The 20399-nt window shown below is 55.6% G+C and carries 17 protein-coding genes and 1 tRNA gene; 15 read left to right on the top strand and 3 right to left on the bottom strand.

Annotated elements, in window-relative coordinates; genetic code table 11:
- Nucleotide 1 precedes the first annotated feature (1 nt).
- The 10 genes from SE86_RS03115 to SE86_RS03070 all read left to right on the top strand — a co-directional run bounded on the left by SE86_RS03115 (nt 2) and on the right by SE86_RS03070 (nt 13838).
- Complete coding sequence (locus SE86_RS03115; protein WP_117355086.1) at nt 2–1120, top strand: DUF1512 domain-containing protein; 1119 nt, start codon at nt 2–4, stop codon at nt 1118–1120.
- Nucleotides 1117–1404 (top strand): hypothetical protein, encoded by a 288-nt coding sequence (locus tag SE86_RS03110; RefSeq protein WP_211096704.1) that lies wholly within the window; start codon nt 1117–1119, stop codon nt 1402–1404. The genes SE86_RS03115 and SE86_RS03110 overlap by 4 nt, the downstream gene beginning before the upstream one ends.
- 465 nt (nt 1405–1869) lie before the next feature.
- Nucleotides 1870–2154 carry a hypothetical protein gene (locus SE86_RS03105; protein ID WP_117354234.1) on the top strand — a complete coding sequence of 95 codons (285 nt, stop codon included), beginning with the start codon at nt 1870–1872 and terminating at the stop codon, nt 2152–2154.
- Between the two features lie 55 nt (nt 2155–2209).
- The gene (thsA, locus tag SE86_RS03100; protein ID WP_117354233.1) at nt 2210–3865 is read left to right on the top strand and encodes a thermosome subunit alpha; all 1656 of its coding nucleotides are present in this window, start codon (nt 2210–2212) and stop codon (nt 3863–3865) included.
- Between the two features lie 202 nt (nt 3866–4067).
- Nucleotides 4068–6959 (top strand): DEAD/DEAH box helicase, encoded by a 2892-nt coding sequence (locus SE86_RS03095; protein ID WP_211096703.1) that lies wholly within the window; start codon nt 4068–4070, stop codon nt 6957–6959.
- Between the two features lie 127 nt (nt 6960–7086).
- Nucleotides 7087–7161 (top strand) — tRNA-Glu (locus SE86_RS03090).
- 227 nt (nt 7162–7388) lie between these two features.
- Nucleotides 7389–9656, top strand: a complete 2268-nt coding sequence (locus SE86_RS03085) for a hypothetical protein (RefSeq protein WP_117354232.1) — start codon at nt 7389–7391, stop codon at nt 9654–9656.
- Between the two features lie 349 nt (nt 9657–10005).
- A complete protein-coding gene (locus tag SE86_RS03080; RefSeq protein ID WP_158543095.1) occupies nt 10006–10602 on the top strand; it encodes a V-type ATP synthase subunit E in 597 nt (198 codons plus the stop codon).
- Between the two features lie 6 nt (nt 10603–10608).
- Complete coding sequence (locus SE86_RS03075; protein ID WP_117354230.1) at nt 10609–12414, top strand: V-type ATP synthase subunit A; 1806 nt, start codon at nt 10609–10611, stop codon at nt 12412–12414.
- A complete protein-coding gene (locus SE86_RS03070) occupies nt 12411–13838 on the top strand; it encodes a V-type ATP synthase subunit B (RefSeq protein WP_117354229.1) in 1428 nt (475 codons plus the stop codon). The genes SE86_RS03075 and SE86_RS03070 overlap by 4 nt, the downstream gene beginning before the upstream one ends.
- 122 nt (nt 13839–13960) lie before the next feature.
- On the opposite strand, the gene SE86_RS03065 is transcribed toward SE86_RS03070, so the two are convergent.
- Nucleotides 13961–14359, bottom strand: coding sequence for a hypothetical protein (locus tag SE86_RS03065; RefSeq protein ID WP_117355083.1), 399 nt, complete (start codon nt 14357–14359; stop codon nt 13961–13963).
- A 215-nt stretch (nt 14360–14574) separates the two neighbouring features.
- On the opposite strand from SE86_RS03065, the gene pyrH reads away from it, so the two are divergent.
- Nucleotides 14575–15267 (top strand): UMP kinase, encoded by a 693-nt coding sequence (gene pyrH, locus SE86_RS03060; RefSeq protein WP_117354228.1) that lies wholly within the window; start codon nt 14575–14577, stop codon nt 15265–15267.
- Nucleotides 15268–15381: 114 nt separating this feature from the next.
- Here pyrH and SE86_RS03055 read toward each other — a convergent pair whose 3' ends face one another.
- Complete coding sequence (locus tag SE86_RS03055) at nt 15382–15780, bottom strand: hypothetical protein (protein WP_117354227.1); 399 nt, start codon at nt 15778–15780, stop codon at nt 15382–15384.
- Nucleotides 15781–16091: 311 nt separating this feature from the next.
- Between SE86_RS03055 and SE86_RS03050 the strand changes: the two genes are divergently transcribed.
- From SE86_RS03050 to SE86_RS03035, 4 genes are all read left to right on the top strand, one after another.
- Complete coding sequence (locus tag SE86_RS03050; RefSeq protein ID WP_117354226.1) at nt 16092–16373, top strand: DNA-directed RNA polymerase subunit K; 282 nt, start codon at nt 16092–16094, stop codon at nt 16371–16373.
- 58 nt (nt 16374–16431) lie between these two features.
- Nucleotides 16432–16734 carry a 50S ribosomal protein L21e gene (locus SE86_RS03045; RefSeq protein WP_117354225.1) on the top strand — a complete coding sequence of 101 codons (303 nt, stop codon included), beginning with the start codon at nt 16432–16434 and terminating at the stop codon, nt 16732–16734.
- A 20-nt stretch (nt 16735–16754) separates the two neighbouring features.
- Nucleotides 16755–17108, top strand: coding sequence for a hypothetical protein (locus SE86_RS03040; RefSeq protein ID WP_117354224.1), 354 nt, complete (start codon nt 16755–16757; stop codon nt 17106–17108).
- Between the two features lie 681 nt (nt 17109–17789).
- A complete protein-coding gene (locus tag SE86_RS03035; protein WP_158543094.1) occupies nt 17790–19841 on the top strand; it encodes a DNA topoisomerase I in 2052 nt (683 codons plus the stop codon).
- Here the strand turns inward: SE86_RS03035 and SE86_RS03030 are convergent.
- On the bottom strand, nt 19806–20324 hold the full coding sequence (locus tag SE86_RS03030; protein WP_117354222.1) for a signal peptidase I: 519 nt from the start codon (nt 20322–20324) through the stop codon (nt 19806–19808). The genes SE86_RS03035 and SE86_RS03030 overlap by 36 nt on opposite strands.
- Nucleotides 20325–20399: the final 75 nt, after the last annotated feature.

Raw genomic sequence — 20399 nt, 5'->3', positions numbered from 1 at the left:
AGTGGCTGCTGAGAGCGCGCTAGCCACGTGGGTAACCGTTGTTGTAAACATATTGTGGATAGCGCTCTTCATACTGTTCTTCACAGGCTTAGGCAACTGGCTTCAGGTGTATTGGTACAGGGCTGACATAAGGTCTAAGCTGTCCGTACTAGGAAGCCTTGCTGACGACGCCAGAAAGACAACGCTTGACTTCTTAAATAAAAACGGTGCCCAGGACTCAGCTAAGTTGCTTGACAGGCTGACTGATTTCTTCACAATAGATCCTGTCAACATAGAGCCCACGGATATAATCAACAGGATGAGGCACCTTCTAAACATAAGGGACATGAGGTTCAAGGACGTCTTCGTTCAGGCTATGCCTAACGCTGACGACACCACGAGGAGCGTGGCGTCCACCGCAGCTGAGATAACGTCGGCCCTGAACTTAATATACAAGGTTGTCAGACACTACCTGCTCTTCGGCGAGAAGACAAAGAACATATACCTCATAATCCAGCTGGCCATAATGATGCCTCAGATAATGCAGATAGCCCAGGCCTACAGGAAGGCGCTAGATGACTTCCTCATAAAGGTCCCGGTAGGCGACGCCGCAGGTCCGATGGTCGCCGTGAGGCTGGCAGGACCCGAGGCCAAGTGGAGGGAAGTGACAGAGGACACCGTAGTGGCTGAGACCACCTTTGAGGGTCGCAACCTCATAATAGTTAAGGCCAAAGGACCAGGATCAACAGTTGGAAGGCCGGGGGAGGCCACGGAAAAGGTCATCAGGGAGGCACTGGCGCAGGGCAGAAAGGTCTCGCTTATGGTAACAGTTGATGCCGCCCTGAAGTTTGAGGGCGAGACGTCCGGCGAGGTGGCTGAGGGCGTCGGCGCCGCCATAGGCGACCCAGGTCCGGAGAAGATAAGGTTTGAGAGGGTAGCGACTGAGTACAACATACCGCTGAGGGCAGTCATAATCAAGATGGGCATGGATGAGGCTATACTTGCCATGAAAAAGGACGTCTACGATGGCGTTGAGAAGGCCGTTGAGAGGGTGAAGCAGATAATAAGGGAGGAGAGCAAGGAGGGCGACACAGTAGTAGTTATAGGTGTTGGCAACACGTCGGGGGTGGGCCAGGGTTGAGCTACTTTAACCTTTACCTCCTCATGTTCCTCATAGCACTGCTTGCCGCCACCACAGCAATGACTATGAAACAAATGAATGACCTGAAGAAACTCCAGGAGATGAAAAGGAGACCTAAGATTATTACCGTTGAGCAGTGCGGCAGCTCCATAACCACAAGGGACTTCAGGGAGGGTGATTACGTCGGGCTTGCTACAGGCTCCTGCACCGACGGCACTCCGAAGAGGATAATAGGGATATACGCGCTAAAGGAGGAAGGCAAGAAGAGAAGGACGCCCATGTAAAATGTAGCAACACGATTGTGAGCCTTGTCATTGGCCTCCCTATGTCTGTAACATTATTATGTAACTATTCGTTATTTTTAATTACTTCTAATCCTTTACGCTGTTAAGTAGGCTGAGCCCAGCGCCTATCAAAGTTTATTAAGTATTAATGCCGACGTTCCATCGGAGGGCGTCACCGTGAAGTCGATGAGCAGTCGCGAGGCGGAGGAGGGCGCCAGTGAACTCCCATGTCGTGGCAGGAGCCACGCTCCTAACTAGGGCGGGGGGGGGGAGGAGTGATGAGGCTAGCGGCTGGCAGTCATAAGGCGACTGCCAGCGCTATGAGGGCGAACTCTATGTAAAGCCACCCCTGCTCTACGTTTGCGCACTCAGGGCTGGGCTGACTTTAAGCGGTCCAGAAGGGGCGCCAGCTCGCTGGAATCCACTATAAAAGTCCTCAGCCGCAAGCTCTAGCTGGTGGAGCGGTTGCGTGACACGCTGGCCTGGGAGGTCTGCGACATCTGTCACAGGAGGTTGCCAACCACTCTGTGCAGGTTAAACGGGAGGGTGATAAGGGTCTGCCAGGAGTGCCTGCTCACGCTGCAGGAAGAGCTTTCATGTAGCCAGCAGGGCGGCCAGATCCCAAGGAGGCCAAAGGAGCTTGAGGTCAACGAGAGGCTCCTGAGCTCACTTGAGGAGGGCTCTAAGGAGAGAAAACATACTACTAGAAGGACCTCACGTTCTAGGTCAAGGGCTCAGGAGCCTGAGTAAAGCTTTTATAGAAGTAATTCCACATAAGCTTATTGAGAGCCGAAGGTGGTGACTAATGGCCCAAGGGATACCTGTGCTGATACTCAAGGAGGGAACCCAGAGGTCCTACGGCAGGGAGGCCATGAGAAATAACATATTGGCTGCCCAGGTACTGGCTGAAATGCTGAAGACAAGCCTAGGGCCGCGCGGCCTTGACAAGATGCTTATAGACTCGTTTGGGGACGTCACGGTCACCAATGATGGCGCCACAATAGTTAAAGAGATGGAGGTTCAGCACCCAGCTGCCAAGCTGCTAGTCGAGATAGCCAAGGCCCAGGACGCGGAGGTCGGCGACGGCACGACCAGCGTGGTCGTGCTGGCAGGCGCGCTGCTGGAGAAGGCTGAGGCCCTGCTGGAGCAGAACATACACCCCTCGATAATAATTGAGGGCTACACTAAGGCTATGAACAAGGCGCTCGAGATCCTTGACAAGATAGCCGTCCCCGTTGACGTCAAAAATGATGAGACCTTAAAGAGGATAGCGGAGACCACGATAGGGAGCAAGTACGCTGGCCAGGGACCTGAGAGGATGAAGCTTGTCGACCTTGCAGTCAACGCAATAAAGATAGTGGCCGAGTCCACGCCGAGCGGCGGCTTTAACGTAGACCTTGATAACATTAAGATAGAGAAGAAGAAGGGCGAGAGCCTCACGGACTCAATGCTTGTGAAGGGCATAGTGCTTGACAAGGAGGTAGTCCACCCAGGCATGCCAAGGAGGGTTGAGAACGCCAAGATAGCTGTGCTCGACGCTCCACTTGAGATACAGAAGCCCGACATAACCACTAAGATAAGGGTCAGCGATGTTGACCAGCTTGACTCGTTCCTCGACGAGGAGACCAAGATACTTAGGGACATGGTCGACCAGATAGCCGCCACTGGCGCAAATGTTGTGGTTACGCAGAAGGGAATTGACGATGTTGCCCAGCACTTCCTGGCCAAGAAGGGCATACTGGCCGTCAGGAGGGCCAAGAGGAGTGACATAGAGAAGCTCGCCAAGGCCACTGGAGCTAGGATAGTCACCAGTGTGAGGGACCTGAAGCCCGAGAGCCTCGGCGAGGCCGCCCTCGTCGAGGAGAGGAAGGTTGGAAACGACAAGATGGTGTTCATAGAGGGGGCCAAGAACCCGAGGAGCGTCACAATACTGCTCCGTGGAGCCAACGACATGCTACTTGACGAGGCCGAGAGGAACCTGAACGACGTGCTCCACAGCCTCAGGAACATAATGAGGGAGCCCAAGATACTCGGCGGAGGGGGGGCGCCTGAGGTCGAGATTGCAATGCAGCTAAGGGACTACGCCGCCACCATAGGCGGCAAGGAGCAGCTGGCCATAGAGGCCTTCGCAGACGCCCTTGAGACTATACCGAGCGTGCTAGCTGAGAGCGCCGGCGCAGACCCGCTTGACACAGTGATGCAGCTCAGGTCGATGCACAGCAAGGGGCTAAAGTTCGCTGGCGTTGACGTGCTGAATAGCAAGACAGCAGAAGACATGTTAAAGCTTAACGTCTATGAGCCGCTGCTAGTCAAGAAGCAGGTCATAAAGGGAGCATCAGAGGCCGCCATAGCCCTGCTTAAGATAGATGACCTGATAGCCGCGGCGCCGCCAAAGGAGGAGAAGAAGAAGGAAGGGGAGGAGGGCAAGGAAAGCGGCGCTTCGCCAGGCGGCAGCCCTTAGAATAACCGGCTTGGTTTCCCTGGATAGAGCTAAGAAGCACCTTTCATTTTCTTTTAATGATGTTTATTAATTTAATAGCAGTTTAGGTTAATGCAAGCAACGATCAGAATAACTATAGCTGGCTGAATGCCTTCTTAAGCCTCCTGAGGCAGGGGAGCCAGTTAATATCTCCCTAGCACCCTCAGACTCTATGGTAGCACTGTTGAGCTCCCTAGAGCTACTGGCGCCAAGGCTGAGGGAGGCTATAAGGGCGCTCGGCTATGAGAGACTGCTACCTATACAGGAGAAGGCGGTGCCGGTCATACTTTCAGGCTACAACACCCTAGTGGTTTCTCCGACAGGCAGCGGTAAGACAGAGGCCGCCGTGTTCCCTGTGGTTTCACTCATGCTTGAACGCTTTCAACCTGGCGACGGCACTGTTAAGGCTATTTACATCACCCCCCTTCGTGCCCTTAACAGGGACATAACGCTTAGAATATCAAAGGTCGTGGAGTCCGTTGGCTTTACGTTCTCCCTAAGGCACGGGGACTCGGCCTCCTCTATAAGAAAGAAGTTCCTTCAGAGCCCGCCTGACTTCGTTGTAACTACTCCTGAGACCCTCAACCTACTCTTGACCATAAACTCAAGGAGGGGCATGTGGTCATCGGTCTCCTTTGTCATAGTTGACGAGCTACAGGAGCTGCTGGACAACGAGAGGGGCACTGAGCTAGCGGCCGTCCTAGAGCGCCTGGAGAACGCCTCAAGGAACCACGTCCAGAGGATAGGTCTCTCAGCCACCCTCTCGGAGAGGTCAAAGAAGGAGGCTGCGTCGCTTCTAGCTTACGGCAGGCCGGTATCAGTAGTTGAGGACAACAGTATAAGGAGGTACGTAATAGATGTTAACGTAGTCAAGGAGTCAGGTGACGGCTTTGAGGGCGCCGCAAAGAGGATAGCTGAAATTGCAAGGAGCGAGGAGGGCTCCGTTCTAGTCTTCACGAACACAAGGTCCGTGGCAGAGAAGCTGTCCTCGCTGCTCAGCAGCATGCTCGAGGACGGCAAGGTGGTTGTGCACCACGGCAGCCTCTCAAGGGCCGTGAGGGAAGAGTCTGAGAGGAGGTTCAGAGAGGGGAAGGCGAAGCTCATGGTGGCTACCTCAAGCATGGAGCTGGGCATAGACATAGGGGCCATAGACAGGGTCCTGCAGTTCATGTCGCCGAGGGAGGTCATTGCAATGACCCAGAGGGCCGGCAGGTCGGGGCACAGGTTCGGAGGGACCAGCAGGGCTACCATAGTCACATTCGACAACGTCTTTGAGGTCCTAGAGTCAGCCTCCATAGCGAGGAGGTCTGAGAGGGGGGAGCTTGAGGACCTCTCCTACCCGCGCGGGCCGCTCGATGCCCTGGCCCACCAGCTGACCGCAATGGTGGTGGAGGGGTCAGCGGGCGACCTGAGGCAGGCCCTCAGCCTGCTCTCCCGTTCTGCGCCCTTCTCCAATATAACTAGCGACGAGTTGTCTAAGGTTGCCGAGCACCTGGACTCTGTGAGAGTCCTGAGGTACGACCCGGAGACCGGGGAGCTCAGGAGGTCAAGGAGGACCTTCAAGTACCTCTACGGCGTGTCAATGATACCTGATGAGATGAACTTCAAGGTCTACGATATATCCTCGACCAACCTGGTGGGAGAGGTAAGCGAGCGCTTCGTTGAGGTTGCCATGCTGACCAGTGGCAGCACCAAGTTCAGGTTCACGCTGGCAGGCAAGGTCTGGGAGACTGTTAACATAGACTACGACGGGGAGCGCATAGATGCGAAGCCCGTCGGCGAGGCCGAGGGCGCCATACCGGTCTGGGAGGGCGAGCTCATACCAGTGAGCTCAAAGGTAGCCAGAGAGGTCTGCAGTCTCCTCAGCTTCTCCATGATGGAGCCCGAGAGGGCTCTCCAGCTTCTCAAGTCTAAGGGCATTAGCGAAGAGACAGCGAAGAAGATAGTGGACACCGCTGAAAGGACCAGGGACCAGTGGGGAACTCTCCTGAGCTACAGCGAGCCGGTCGTGGAGGAGTCCAAGGGACTTGGCGTCCTCTACGCGTGCCTTGGTAGCAAGGGCAACCTCATGTTGGCGCTGCTTATATCAAAGGCGCTGGAGGGTAGGATGAAGGTATGGTTTGACTATATACCATATGCCATAGTGTTCTCGTCGCCCTCCGGCGTGCAGGGACAGGCCATAAAGGAGGCCCTTGAGAGGCTGAGGCACCTTGACAAGGCCGAGCTACTTGCCATGAGCTACGACGCCGTCAGATCAACGCCACTCTACGTGGCCAGATTTCTGCAGGTAGCTAAGAAGATGGGGGTCCTCGACCCCGACGCCAGAGTCTCCATAGAGCAAGGCAGGAGGATAATGGACGCCTACAGGGGCTCCATAGTTGACACCGAGACCCTCAGGGAGATAGCGTTTGACAAGCTTGACCCACAGGCTGTTGAGGAGTTCCTGGGCTCGCTGAAGGAGGTACATGCCGTCAGCAGCTCGGAGCCGTCGCCCCTGCTCAGGGAGGTCCTTAACAACCCATACCTCAGGAGGGAGGTGGCCTCCAACATAAAGGAGGTGGCCATCGACTACATAGCAGAGGGCCTCAGGAAGGCGGCCCTGGCCAAGGAGGCACTCTTCGTCTGCACAGCGTGTGGTAACACCTGGAGTGCCAGAGTCTCCGAGGCCACGGGCATCGTCAAGTGCCCCAAGTGTGGAGCCATGATGGTAGCTCCGTTACCCGTGAGCGACTGGGGGGAGGAGGCAGCCGCCAAGTTCTCAGCGTGGAGGAGGGGGTCTCTTAAGAGGCCTACGGCTGATGAAAAGAGAATCTTAAAGGAGGTCCAGGAGAGGGCCATGCTTTACATAAACTACGCCTCACAGGGCCTCGGCAGGTATGTGATAGAGGCACTCATGACGTCAGGCGTGGGCCCGAGGGCCGCCAAGAGAGTCATGGAGGAGTACTTCAAGGGAGGCGAGCAGGCCTTCTACAAGGCCCTGCTCAAGGCCAAGGAGGATTACCTGGTCTACAAGAGGTTCATAGACGACAGGAAGCAGAGGGAGACCAAAGCCCAGCCTAAGCCTAACAACGGTTAACCCTGAACAAAAGCCTCTACCGGAAGTTATAGGCCATTCCTTAGCAGGTCCTGCTCTTAGGTCACGCTAAGGTCAGCCATGCTAAGGGCTAATTTTAAATAGCCCAGGCCTCAGGAGGTACAAAGGTGCCGCGGTAGTATAGCCCGGCCCAGTATGCGGGCCTCTCGAGCCCGTGACCCGGGTTCAAATCCCGGCCGCGGCACTCTGCGCGGGCTCATTGTATGTCTTAGCTATCGTCACTTCCCTTCTTAGATGCCAATTGCGGCCTGAAGGCGTAGATTTCGACAAGCCTATTCATCCCTAGAGTAATATTATGAATCATTTGTCGACCTAGGAGTTATGCGCATTAGCCTGAAGCTGACATGCATTAAAGAACCTTGAAGTGCTAATGTTTTAATCCAAAAAAGCAAACCTAGTAGATGATGCCAAGTGACGGAGAGCTCGGCCGAAAGAAGGCTTCTGATAGCTCTTCTGGCGTTTAACCTCATAATACTCTCAGTGATGGTCTATGGAACTGACGGCACTGATGTAAACGCAGGACGTTTTGATGGCCTACCATTCCCCTACTATGTGCCCTACGGCACTGCCGTGATCCTCTCGCTTGTGATCTTCGCCATAGGGGCCTCCCTTTTCATAGCGAGCCCGATAATAGCGAGCAGAAAGCGCGCTGAGAGGCTTCCAGTGACCTTAGCTTTTGTAGCCCTCTGGGCTGCGCTGGCCTCAACCTTCCTCGTGCTCTACCATGGGAGAATAGTGGTGAGCGGCGGGAAGGAGGACTCCTACGTGATTCAGGAGGCCGCGGCCATGGAGCTCCTAAGAGGCGTTAACCCTTACACTGCAAACTATACCAGCTACCTGCTCTCAATGACTTACATCAATAAGCTGACGCTTATATACAGCGGTGGGCCGCCCTTCAACGCCTCTAAGGCCGTTGGCTTCGTGACCATGCTTGACTACCCCGCGTTCTCATTCCTCTACTACGTGCCAGCCATAGTTCTCCACGTGCCAGGCAATGTGTGGGACGCCGTTGTCCTTGGCGCAGCTCTTGCAACCGTTTACCTGAAGCTAAAAGGGGGCGCCAGGGACCTCTTTCCGCTGGTAGCCGCCTCTGGCGCCTTCTATATAATAACCGACCCAGCTTTCTTCGACCCAATAGCCGGGTGGCTCGCCCCTTCAGTGCTGGCTGTGACGCTCATTGATAACCCGATTGTGGGTGGAGCCCTCATGGGCCTCGCCGTGTCCTACAGACAGTACGTTGCTGCCCTAGCTTTGATATACTTTGCAGTTATGCTTAGAAGGCTTAAGAGGAGGGGCTTAGCCAAGGGGCTCGCCTCCTTTACCATCACAGCGGTGCTCATCAATGCACCGTTCCTACTCGTGTCGCCTCACGCATTCATAAGCCATGTTCTCTTCCCTGCTGAAGCTCGCTTTGACCTTGAGGGCTTCGGCGTTGCCAGCCTCTACTTTGTAATACATAAGCTCATCAATAGGCTAGCCCTATACATAGCGCTCGCCACAACGCTCATAATCGGCATAGTGTTTACGCTCAAGGTCAGCAATGTCATGGTTCCAACAGCCTTTATATTCCCAGCACTGGCGCTCTTCGCATATCCAAGGCCTCTTTACTCGTACTGGCTCTGGTTCCCGCTCCTGGGACTCATGTACATGCTATTTGACCTGGACGGCGAGGGCTCAGCTAAGGCGAGGCTTCTCTCAACAGAGGCCGTAGGGTTGGTGTCCCTGACGCTGTTGGCGTCCATCTACGCTGAAGGGTTTGTCGGCAACCTAGGCCCCCTTATGAGCATAGTACTCGTTATCTGCTCTGCGCTGCTGCCCCCGTTAGCGAGGCTGCTCGCAGCCAGTAAGGCAACTGACGACATTGCTACGACCGTAACCTTAATTCTTGGCCTCGGCGCTGTGGCGTACTTCGTTGGTAGGATGTTGGCGAGGCCCACAATCTCCATGCTTGAGGCCTCATCCGCTCTAGCCTCAAGTTACTTATTATCGCTTAGGCTACCCATCACGATTAGCTCGATGCCATATGGCACTGAGTGGCCTAAGGACCTCGAGGGCCTCCCACTCATGATCTCGCTGGCCTCAGGACTGACGTCCAGCGCGGCCCTAGTAGCGCCCCTGTTCAAAGCCCTTCTGTCAAGGGATGACCTTTTACTAAAGGCCGCTGCCTTCGCCGATGGGGTCGTAACCTTACCCCTCCTGGCATCTGGCCCCCTGGTCTCCCTTGGGGCAATAGCAATAGTGGCCTCGGTCATTATTTACGATAGAAGCGGTCCCTCAAAGGCCACGTCAGCGCTGCTTGGCGTCTTGACCCCGCTGGCGCCGTCAGCGGTCCCCCTGTGGATAATGGAGCTTCTAGACGACAGGCCTAGCAGGAAGCACGTTGTGATGTACTCTGTTATCTTTATTACATCAGCAGCGGCCTCGGTAGCTGCAGCAGCCTTAACGCGCATAGGGCTCGCGGCTGAGCTAAAGTGGTGGGAACTGACAGCTCTAGCCTTGACCCCCTTTGCTTACGTTGTCACTAGGCGCATATATGGGAGGGCATCGATGGCCCTGCTGGCGGCCATCCCGGCGGCGCTGCTCGGCGAGTACGCTGTCACCATTTCGTTGGCTTGGGCCTCACTGCTAGTCTGCTCTGAGGGCTGCTTCAAGGGTGACGAGGCCTTCCACATAGCTTAAGATCGTTCCAAGAAGGTCAACGCGCAACTGCTTTAATGTTTTACGACCAGGGTAACGCCGCTGCGAATAAGCGCCTCTGTCGCCGACAAACATTGTTAAGCCTCCTTGAGAGGTAATATATTACATAACGTTGCGCAGTGATGTCTAAGGGGCAGGAAGCCCGCCTTCTAGGGCGGGGAGTAGTTTAGAATGCCCTGCAGAATTGCCGCTCAGGAGCCTTGCTTAGACTTAAGCGTGGCGACAAGGGGTCCCTGCGCCTAAGTTTAGGCGCAATAGTTCTGGAAGCCCATGAGTCCTTTTAATACTCTGAAAGACGAGAGTTCTGGGGCCTTCATTTGGTGAAACCAACGTGAGCATAAGTGGAAACCCTGAAAAGCTTGCAAATGAGGCTATAAAGAGAGCTCTTGAAAGCTATGATTCCCTGCTTAAGGATGCTGAGGGCGCCGCTGAAAAGCTGATAACGAGCTCCTACTCAGAGGCCGAGAGGAGGCTCAGGTCAACCATAGAGTCCAAGGCCGCAGAGCTTGAGGAGAAGCTGAGAAGTGACCAGGCAGCCGCGGACCTACAGGTGAGATTCAAGGAGGAGGAAGTGAAAAGCAAGGCAATAGATGATGTCATAGATGAGGTCATGTCAAGGCTTCGCCGCGACAGGGGAGAGTGGTACATAAAGTACGTCCAGTCAGCGCTCAGGGACCTTGAGGCTGAGGCTAAGGATCATGGGGGCTTCGTGGTTATGGCTAACAGGGATGACAGGGAGCTGGTGGCAGGCTTACTGAAAGACCTCAAGGACTTAGAGCTCTCCGACGAGAGCGTCAATATAGTTGGTGGCATTATAGCCGTCTCAAAGGACGGCAGCATGAGGGTTGACTACTCTATTGACCAGTTTATAAGCGAGAACCTGCCGTCGCTCAGGGGAGTGGCTTCAAGGGCCCTGTTTGGGAAGTGAGTCGCCATGGCTGTGAGGGGAAGAATATACAGGGTCGCCGGCCCTCTTGTCGTAGCTGAGGGTATGACTGGCGTTCAGATGTATGAGGTCGTTAGGGTAGGCGAGGAGGGCCTAATAGGCGAGGTTACTAGGATAAGGGGCGACACTGCCTACATACAGGTCTACGAGTCGACGAGCGGTCTAAGGCCCGGGGAGCCTGTCGAGGGCACCGGGGCGCCGCTCAGCGTTGACCTTGGCCCGGGCCTGATTGGAAGCATATATGACGGCGTTCAGAGACCTCTGCCCCTCATAGCATCCCTCATAGCGAAGACGAACCCGGCCAGGAGCGTATTCGTGGAGAGGGGCGTCAGCGTGCCGTCAATACCGAGGGACAAGAAGTGGCACTTCATACCATCAGACAACGTGAAGCCAGGCGACAAGGTTGGCCCGGGTGACATCATAGGAGTCGTTGAGGAGACGCCGATAATAAAGCACAAGGTAATGATACCGCCAGGCATGAGCGGCACTGTTAAGTGGATGACGAGCGAGGGCGACTACACCATAGTTGATCCCGTGGCTGAGGTTGACGTAGGAGGCGGCGACGTGAGGCAGGTGTTCCTCTACCACAGGTGGCCCGTGAGGCAGCCAAGACCGTACACGCAGAAGCTTGAGCCGACGGAGCCCCTGATAACTGGCGTGAGGATTGTAGACCTGCTCTTCCCCATGGCAAAGGGAGGCACAGGCATGATACCTGGTGCCTTCGGGACGGGCAAGACCGTGACGCTTCATAACCTAGCCCAGTGGTCCTCGGCCAACGTTATCATCTACATAGGCTGCGGGGAGAGGGGCAACGAGATGACAGAGGTCCTAGACAAGTTCCCAACATACAAGGACCCGTGGACTGGCAGGCCGCTTATGGAGAGGAGCATACTGGTCGCGAATACAAGTAACATGCCCGTGGCCGCGAGGGAGGCAAGCATATACGTTGGTATTACCATGGGCGAGTACTACCGTGACATGGGCTATGATGTGCTCCTGGTGGCAGACTCCACTAGCAGGTGGGCTGAGGCCCTGAGGGAGATGGCTGGAAGACTCGAGGAGATGCCGGCCGAGGAGGGCTACCCAAGCTACCTGGCGTCAAGGCTGGCTGAGTTCTATGAGAGGGCAGGGAGGGTTGTAACCTATGGCTCCCCGCAGAGGATGGGGAGCGTCACAGTAGTGGGCGCTGTCAGCCCGCCTGGAGGTGACTTTACCGAGCCTGTGACAACCCACACGAGGAGGTTCACCAAGGTCTTCTGGGCCCTTGACGCGGCCCTGGCCTACAGCAGGCACTACCCTGCGATCAATTGGATATCCAGCTACAGCGCCTACGCAGAGACCGTGGCCGCCTGGTGGCACAAGAATGTCAACCCGCACTGGTTTGAGTACAGGCAGGATATAATTAACATACTCACTAGAGAAAACGAGCTCAGGGAGATAGTAAGGCTCGTGGGCACGGAGGGCCTGAGCGAGGAGGATAAGCTAACTCTGGAGACCGCGAGGCTAATCAAGGAGGGCCTGCTCAAGCAGAATGCCTTCGACCCAATAGACACGTTCACTGTCGTGCAGAAGCAGTTCGCGCTTATGAAGATGTTCGTCGAGTTCCATAGGAGCGCCAGCGCCGCCGTGAAGAGGAACGTGCCGGTAAGCAAGATAAAGGACTCCCTGGGCAGACTCTACAGCTACATGATGAGAGCAAGGTTCACTGTACCAAATGATAAGTACGAGGAGATAGAGAAGACCACGCAGGAGATAGTTAACATTATAAACAACATAGGAGGTGGCCAGGCGTGAGCCTCCTAGGAGCTAGGGAGTACAGCAAGATAACTGAGATAAGGGGCCCCCTGCTCATAGTTGACGGCGTGAGCAGGGTAGCCTACGACGAGATAGTTGAGGTTGAGCTCAGCGACGGCGAGAGGCGCAGGGGCAGGGTCCTCGAGGTTGCCGGCAACACGGCCGTAGTTCAGGTGTTCGAGGGCACCACAGGCATATCGACGACCAGCGCCAGGGTCAGGTTCCTTGGTAGGACACTCGAGATGCCGGTGTCGGCTGACATGTTGGGCAGGACCTTCGACGCCCTGGGCAAGCCAATAGACGGAGGGCCTGACATAATAGCTGACGAGAAGTACGACATAAACGGGGCGCCCATAAACCCCGCCGTGAGGGCGTACCCTGAGGACTTCATACAGACCGGGGTCAGCGCTATAGACGGTATGAACACCCTCGTGAGAGGGCAGAAGCTGCCAATATTCAGCGGCACCGGTCTCCCCCACAACGAGCTGGCGGCCCAGATAGCGAGGCAGGCGACCGTTAGGGGCGAGGAAGAGGAGTTCAGCGTTGTCTTCGCGGCTATAGGCGTGAAGTATGACGACTACATATTCTTCAGGAAGTTCTTTGAGGAGACAGGCGCATTGAAGAGGGTAGCTATGTTCGTCAACCTAGCTGATGAGCCAGCTATGCTGAGGCTCGTTGCCCCTAGGTCGGCCCTCACACTGGCAGAGTACCTAGCCTATGAGAATGACATGCATGTTCTGGTTATACTGACTGACATGACGAACTACGCCGAGGCCCTGAGGGAGATAAGCGCCGCCAGGGAGGAGGTGCCGGGGAGGCAGGGCTACCCAGGCTATATGTACAGCGACCTGGCCAGCATCTATGAGAGGGCAGGGAGGGTGCACGGGAGGAAGGGAAGCATAACTCAGATGCCCATACTGACTATGCCAAACGACGACATAACTCACCCAATACCTGACCTGACGGGCTACATAACTGAGGGCCAGATAGTTCTGAGCAGGGAGCTCTACAACAGGAACATATACCCACCCATTAACGTACTAATGAGCCTGTCAAGGCTTATGAAGGAGGGCATAGGCGCTGGGAAGACTAGGGAGGACCACGCCCAGGTGAGCGACCAGCTCTATGCGGCCTACAGCAGAGGCGTTGAGCTCAGGGGCCTGGCGGCTGTCATAGGTGAGGAGAGCCTGAGTGAAACGGAGAGGAAGTTCCTTAGGTTCGCTGACCTCTTCGAGACGAGGTTCCTGTCACAGGGCATAAGGGAGAACCGCACCATAGAGCAGACCCTTGACTTGGCCTGGGACATACTTGCAGAGCTGCCAGAGGACGAGCTGACAAACATAAGGGAGGAGATGATAAAGAAGTACCACCCCAAGTACAGGTCCCAGCAGTCTCAGGCGCAGGGCCTGAGCACCAAGGCTTAGGCCTCAAGTTTTTAATGCCTAGCAGTATCGTTAACTCTTTACTAGAGACTAATCGACGGTTTTAGTGGAGCGTCAATAGGCTGGCGTACCTAGTTTATCTTAATAATGTAGTGAGCTTTTCTTCACGCCTGCTTGACCAGGAGCTGCTTTAGGTCCGACCTCTTCACGATAACCTCAAAGCCAAGTGACTTAAGTGACTCCTCTAACACGTCCTCACGAACTCTCCTGTCAAAAGTAATTACGACGTCCTTTTTGTTACCCTCCTTTATAAGCTTCATGCTGTCAACGACCACTGCACCTCTTATCATGTCACTTATGTCCTTATCTGGCACCACATAGTCCTTGAATTTCTTCTGCTGGAACTCGTAGAACTCGTCGAAGTTCCTCACTATTCTCAAGGCCTCCATGACATCCTTGGACTCCACGTTGAGCCTCTTACTGACATCGACTATGAGCCTCTCAGCGACGTCTAGGGGTACTCTGACGCTCTTGTACTTCCCCATGTCAACCTCCAGCGTCACGCTTGCCAACCTTTACACCGAGCTCCCAGTGAAGCAAGAGGCTTTTAGCCTTGACGTCTCACTCTTCGAGTTGCCGATGATGTAGGTTAAAAGCGGTGAAAGGTGATCGAGGCTAGGCGGCTGAGGCTAATGAGTCCGCGCGGAGGTGTAGCCTCGCTGGCGGGACCGCAAATATTCATGAAGCACTGTTGGGTACAGTTAGCGAGGGAACGCGTATGACTGCATGCGGGGTTAGCGTTGTCAAGCTAAGTGGCTCCCTTGTCAGTCCCCCCTCAGCTACCTACCTCAGGGGCCTCAGGGAGGCCGTGGAAAAGGTCGTAGCTGCGGGGTGCAGGCTCGGCATAGTTGTAGGCGGAGGCGGGACCGCAAGGTCGTACATAGGCGCCCTGAGGGAAATAGGAGTACCTGAGTCCATACTTGACGAGATAGGCATAGAGTCAGCGGTCCTGAACGCCATGACGGTGGCCTCCGCACTATATCCAAGGTCGCCCCTAGAGGTGCCGAGGAGTATTAGGGAGGCCGTCACAGACTTTGAGGAGGGCCTCGTCCCTGTAATGGGAGGGCTACAGCCTGGACAAAGCACCAACGCTGTGGCTGCCGTATTGGCTGAGGCCATAGGCGCTCGCATCATCTTGAACCTGCTCAAGGGGGTGTCTGGCGTCTATGTCGGGGGTCCGCCCGGGGACCCTTCGGCTAAGCTTAGCAAGAGCCTCTCGTATGACGAGCTTGAGGCGGTCATTAGGGATAAGAGGAGCCTCGCAGGGACCTACGAGCTGTTCGACTCAGTGGCCCTTAACGTTGTGAGGAGGAGTGACATAACGGTCAGGTTCGCCAACGGGGAGGACCCAGGAGTTATATATAGAGTCCTCGTGGGAGGAGAAGACTTAGGAACATTAGTTAAGCAATAGGCAAGCCGATCTTGCTAACCAAAAGCTAAGGGCTCAAAGCTTTGCGAAAAGTCACGGCGCCCCTTAGAGATTATTGATATACACGCCTTAGCGTGAACTATGATATAACAAGGCTCATGCTGCGCTACCGCCCTCCACCTCCTCGGAGCCGGAGGCCCTTGAGGACCCTCTAGCACTCTTTGGCCTCTTGCGTCTTGAGGAAGCCTTCTTTGCCTTCTTTGTGCCCCTGGAGGCCCTCCTTCTCTTCTTTCTTACGCTCTCGCCGGCCTTCTTAAGAGCGTCCTCTACCTTCTCAAGATACATAGCCTTAGCTTCGTCTATCGATATCTTGCCCTCCTCGGCCTGCTCAAGTATGTCAAACGCGTCGAGCATTATCTGGAGCAGCTCCGGGCTGCTGACCTTATACTCTAGGCTCTCTACCCCCTCAGAGGGTTCCCTGCTCTCCTCAGCGGCGCTAGTGGCCTCTGTAGCCTCGTTGGCCTCCTCGTTCGTCTTCTCCTCGTCCTCGCTCACGGAGGACCCCTCAGCAGTATGCCTATGTCTCTGAGCGTGAGTTAAAAATTTAAGGTGAGGCTCCTGGAAGGCAGTCCCTTGCGCCTTTATGATAATAGATTCACCTGCTATGGCCTTATTGCATACATGCACTTGCGCTGAAAAGGCCTTAGAGTCGCTCATCATGTGACAAGATGAACGACAAGCCTCGCCCTTCAGGGCGGGGAGGGGGTCATACGTGGTTCGCCTAGGGCTCTAGAGGTAGCTTAGCTTTTAAAACCCGGCTGGACCTTAAATATAGGCCTCCATCAGCCTTGGCGAGGCGAACGCTGGTGTCCGGGCAGGTGAAGCTGTACCCCACCACCAAGGAGGAGATAGTCATAGGTCCCCCTTACCTGACCAAGTACGAGAGAGCCAAGATAATAGGGCTCCGCGCGCTGCAACTTGACAGCGGTGCCCTCCCGCTAGTTGACCTTGAGAAGGTCAATGTAAAGAGGGACCCTATAGAGATAGCAACTTACGAGCTGGACCATGGCCTCCTTCCGCTCTCGGTGGTCAGGTACACGCCGTCAGGGCTTGTCCAGGTGATACCTATAAAGCTCCTCACGCAGTAGGGCTCATCAACACTTTTAAATAGCCTAAAGCCGATAGAGCCAGGCTTGGTGGGATCGCATGGTTAAGGCACCAAAGGGCTACAGACACAGGACGAGGAAGCTCTTAACAAAGGGCGTGAGGGAGAGAGGCGCAGTGCCGAAGGCCAGTGTCCTGTTCTATCCATATAAGGTCGGCGACAAGGTCACAGTACGCATAGACCCCTCGTTCCACAAGGGCATGCCGCATAGGCGCTACCACGGCCTTACGGGAACCATAGTCGGCGTGAGGGGACGCGCGTACGTCGTCTCAGTGCCCATTGGCAAGAGCACTGTTAAGACTATAATAACCTATGCGGCACACCTCAGGCCCCTAAAGGCCTGACGGTGAGGTGCCTTCGACCTATGCTAAGGAGAATAGAGAGCAGAAGGTACCTAACGTACGCCGAGGCCAGGAAAATACTAGAGGACAGGGTAGCCGAGAGCGGTGGCGCTCTTAACCCTACCCAGGACAGGACCTGGCAGTACCTGAGGCTGTTCGGCAATATTGACCCAGGTACTGCCAGGGAGGCTGTTGACGAGCTCGTGAAGGGCGGCATACCTGAGTACCTAGCGGTGGAACTCGTCAACATGTGCCCAAACGAGGACGGCTACATAAATACCATATTAAGTTCTGAGGAGGGCCTGAAGATTAACGAGGAACTTTTGGGTAAAGTGAGGGAGGTTCTAAGTAAGGCCTGCGCCCAGCAGGGGCAGTAACGCCCTACGTAGCTGTTTTAACATTCATATAGGTTTACAAGTTGTCACCGCAATCAGCATATACAACAGGAGGTACGTAACCGAGCACTCAAGATGTGGGGCCCTGGGGTAACCTGAACGCCCCAAGCCCGATGAAAGCCGAGCGGGGTGCGGGGGAACAGGGGTGAGGCGATGACCGTAAGGTATCATGAACCTGTATGAGAGCTGAACCCGGTTTAGGATACGAAGCTTTGATCTAAGGACGGACCTAGGCCTCGATTACAAAAGGAACTCTATAAACTAGCGCAGTACCTAAATCATGCCCTAGAGGGCCGATTAACTTGGAACGCCGAGCCCATAAGAATGAACGGCTTAAGTAACCTGCGCGCTCTCACGCGATTTGACCCTTTAGGCTAACAGCTGGGCCTTGCTGACGGCTCCCCGCCCTGAGGGGCGAGGGCTCTGCGCCCACTGGGGCTTTTCCCCTCACCTGTCGGGCGCCCCCACGGGCGCTGCATCACCTCTCAGGCCCCGCCGTCAGCCTCGGGGAGGCGCGGGCTCACTGCCTGCTAAGCTCGTCAGCGCCCAACCCCATCCGTTGTCAAAGGCCGAGCCTACAAGCCTATTGCCATAGAACCCCGCCGCGTGGGGAGACCCCGCCCTAAAAGGGCGAGGCTTCACAAAATGTGTGAGGGTGCCCGATTGAGGGGCTGCAACATACCACAGCAGTACGATGTCATAGTGGCTGAGAAGCCCAGGGCAGCCGACAAGATAGCCCACGCGCTGGGGAGGCCTGCTAAGTGCTTCATAAACAGGGTGCCCGTTTACTTGCTCAGTGTTGACGGTCACAACTTAGTCGTAGTTTCTAGCGCGGGCCACATGTTTGGGCCCTCAACTTCCATTAAGGGGCTTCCCGTTACAACGCTTAGGTGGGACCCCATATGGCGCTTCGACAGGAGGTCTTCATACCTTAAGCCGTACTATGAGGTCCTCTCCAAGGTACTGCCGAGGGCCAGGTACTTCGTAAACGCCTGCGACTATGATATAGAGGGAAGCACTATAGGCTACAAGATCATAGAGGCCTTCGGAAGCCTGAGCAGGGCCCAGAGGATGAAGTTCTCGAGCCTAACGCCAGCTGAGCTGAGGAGCGCCTACAGCAGGCTCCAGCCACTTGACGTTAATAATGCCATGGCTGGCATAGCAAGGGCCGAGATGGACTGGCTTTGGGGCATTAACGTCTCAAGGCTCCTGATGAGGTCCTACAGGGAGGCGACGGGCGAGAGGATCTCCCTCAGCGCCGGCAGGGTGCAGACTCCCACGTTAGCTGAAGCTGTGAGGAGGTGGATCCAGGTAAACTCTCACGTCCCTGCGCCTGAGCCCTCAATAACCGCGACCCTCTCCCATGGAGGGGTTGAGTTCAGCGCGTCACCATCAGGCTGGGGCGCCGAGACCGTCAAGGATGCTAGGGCCATAGCGCTGGAGGTCAAGGAGGGGGGCTACATGAAGGTAGCCTCTGTAAAGGCTTACTCTGAGCCTATCAGGCCGCCACCCCCCTTCAACTTGACTGACCTGCAGAGGGAGGCCGCGAGGATCTACGGCCTCTCGCCCTACAGGACGCAGGAGGTCGCCGAGGACCTTTACTTAGCGGCGCTGATAAGTTACCCGAGGACTAACAGCGAGAGGCTGCCTCCTACACTTAACTACAGGGAAGTCATGGATGGCCTGACGAGACAGGCCAAGTACAGGGGGCTCGTGGAGCTGCTCCTGAGGCAGACCAAGGGCGCTCTGAGGCCCAGGGAAGGGCCTGCTGATGATCCTGCCCACCCAGCCATATACCCAACAGGGGAGATGCCCAGTAGGCTTGACAAGGTTCATGATGCTATCTACGACCTCATAGTTAGGCGGTTCCTGGCGGCCTTCGCGCCGCCAGCTGAGGTTGCCAGGACTGAGGCGCAGCTGCTTGACGTTAAGTTGAGGAGGTGGGAGGCCCGGGGGCTCTCCATTATAAGCGAGGGCTGGCTCAAGTACTACCATTTCCACAGGCCCAGCGAGGCGCAGTTACCCCCGCTGAGGGAGGGCGACAGGCCGAGGGTAGAGAGGGTCACAGTCAAGGTCTCCTGGGGAGGCCCAGGGGTCAGGCTGAGCAGGCTCTCGCTGCTTGAATGGATGGAGGCTAACGGCCTGGGCACGAAGGGCACGAGGGCTAGGACAATAGAGACCCTCTACAGGAGGGGCTTCATAGTGCAGAGGGGGAGGCAGACGGAGATAACAGACCTAGGCTATGCCGTCTATAAAGTACTCAGCAACGTCGCCCCAGAGCTGCTTAGCGTCTCGCTCACAAGGCAGTTTGAGGACATGCTCGAGGGCATTGCTGAGGGGAGGCTCAGCAGGGACGAGGTGGTCGGTAAGGCAAAGAAGTACATCTCAGAGCTTATAGCTAGCCAGCTGAACGGCAACGTGAAGGTCATAGGGGCCACGATGGCAAAGTTCGTAGGTAAGGTGAGGCCCGAGGGGCGCTGCATCATATGCGGGAGGCCGGCTGAGGGGGAAGAGCTCTGCGAGCTCCACCTGGAGGCCAAGAGGAGGCTTGAGAGGTCCCTGGAGGACGTGGCGAGGAGGCTGGGGGTCAGCGCCGACGAGGCCCTGAGGAGGCTTGCTAAGAACAGGCTGACGGGCAGGTGGGTTAGGGAGGTGGCGGAGCTGGCGCTGGCCGGCACGCTAAGGCTGGACGCTGGAAGGGTTGAACATGAGTGAGAGGCCGCCCACGTACGGTATAACCAGGGGCTGGCTGCCCCCCACGACAACTCCATACACATAATAGTATGGGATCCCGCTGACCTCCGTGCCGTTGGCGTCAACCGTGCCGCACAGCGACGGGTAGCCTGGGTCCGGGAGGGGGTTGTTGTCGCCCTTGGTTACAAAGCAGAGGACTCCGTTATAATAGTACTTATAGATCACCCTGTGTATTATAAGGGCGTTGCGCAAGTAAATTCCATAGAAGTTGCCAGTGAACCTGTAAACTATAACGTCACCCACGTTTATATCAGTTGGGTTAACATGAACTATAAACACCACGTCGCCACTCTGCAGGGTTGGAAGCATGCTTATGCCGTCAACTACGACGGCCTGGAGCCCATAGGCTACATGAAGATACAAGAAAAACGCAACGATAACAACTATCGCAACAACTGCCAGGCCGCTAGGTGAAATTGACCTGCTCCCGCTCTTGCCGGACATCACTGATGCCAGTGAAGGACCCACACACAATCCTAAAAAGTTTTACCGCAATTAAACGAGAGCCCCTTGAACTGG

The organism is Acidilobus sp. 7A, from assembly GCF_003431325.1.
In the GTDB taxonomy this organism is placed as follows: Archaea; Thermoproteota; Thermoprotei_A; order Sulfolobales; family Acidilobaceae; genus Acidilobus.
This window is presented reverse-complemented; position numbering and strand designations above follow the sequence as displayed.

Excerpts from the sequence above, each read along its gene's own strand:
- thsA (WP_117354233.1), top strand. The coding sequence starts at position 2,210 with ATGGCCCAAGGGATACCTGTGCTGATACTCAAGGAGGGAACCCAGAGG.
- SE86_RS03075 (WP_117354230.1), top strand. The coding sequence starts at position 10,609 with ATGGCTGTGAGGGGAAGAATATACAGGGTCGCCGGCCCTCTTGTCGTA.
- pyrH (WP_117354228.1), top strand. The coding sequence starts at position 14,575 with ATGACTGCATGCGGGGTTAGCGTTGTCAAGCTAAGTGGCTCCCTTGTC.
- SE86_RS03045 (WP_117354225.1), top strand. The coding sequence starts at position 16,432 with ATGGTTAAGGCACCAAAGGGCTACAGACACAGGACGAGGAAGCTCTTA.
- SE86_RS03040 (WP_117354224.1), top strand. The coding sequence starts at position 16,755 with ATGCTAAGGAGAATAGAGAGCAGAAGGTACCTAACGTACGCCGAGGCC.
- SE86_RS03030 (WP_117354222.1), bottom strand. The coding sequence starts at position 20,324 with ATGTCCGGCAAGAGCGGGAGCAGGTCAATTTCACCTAGCGGCCTGGCA.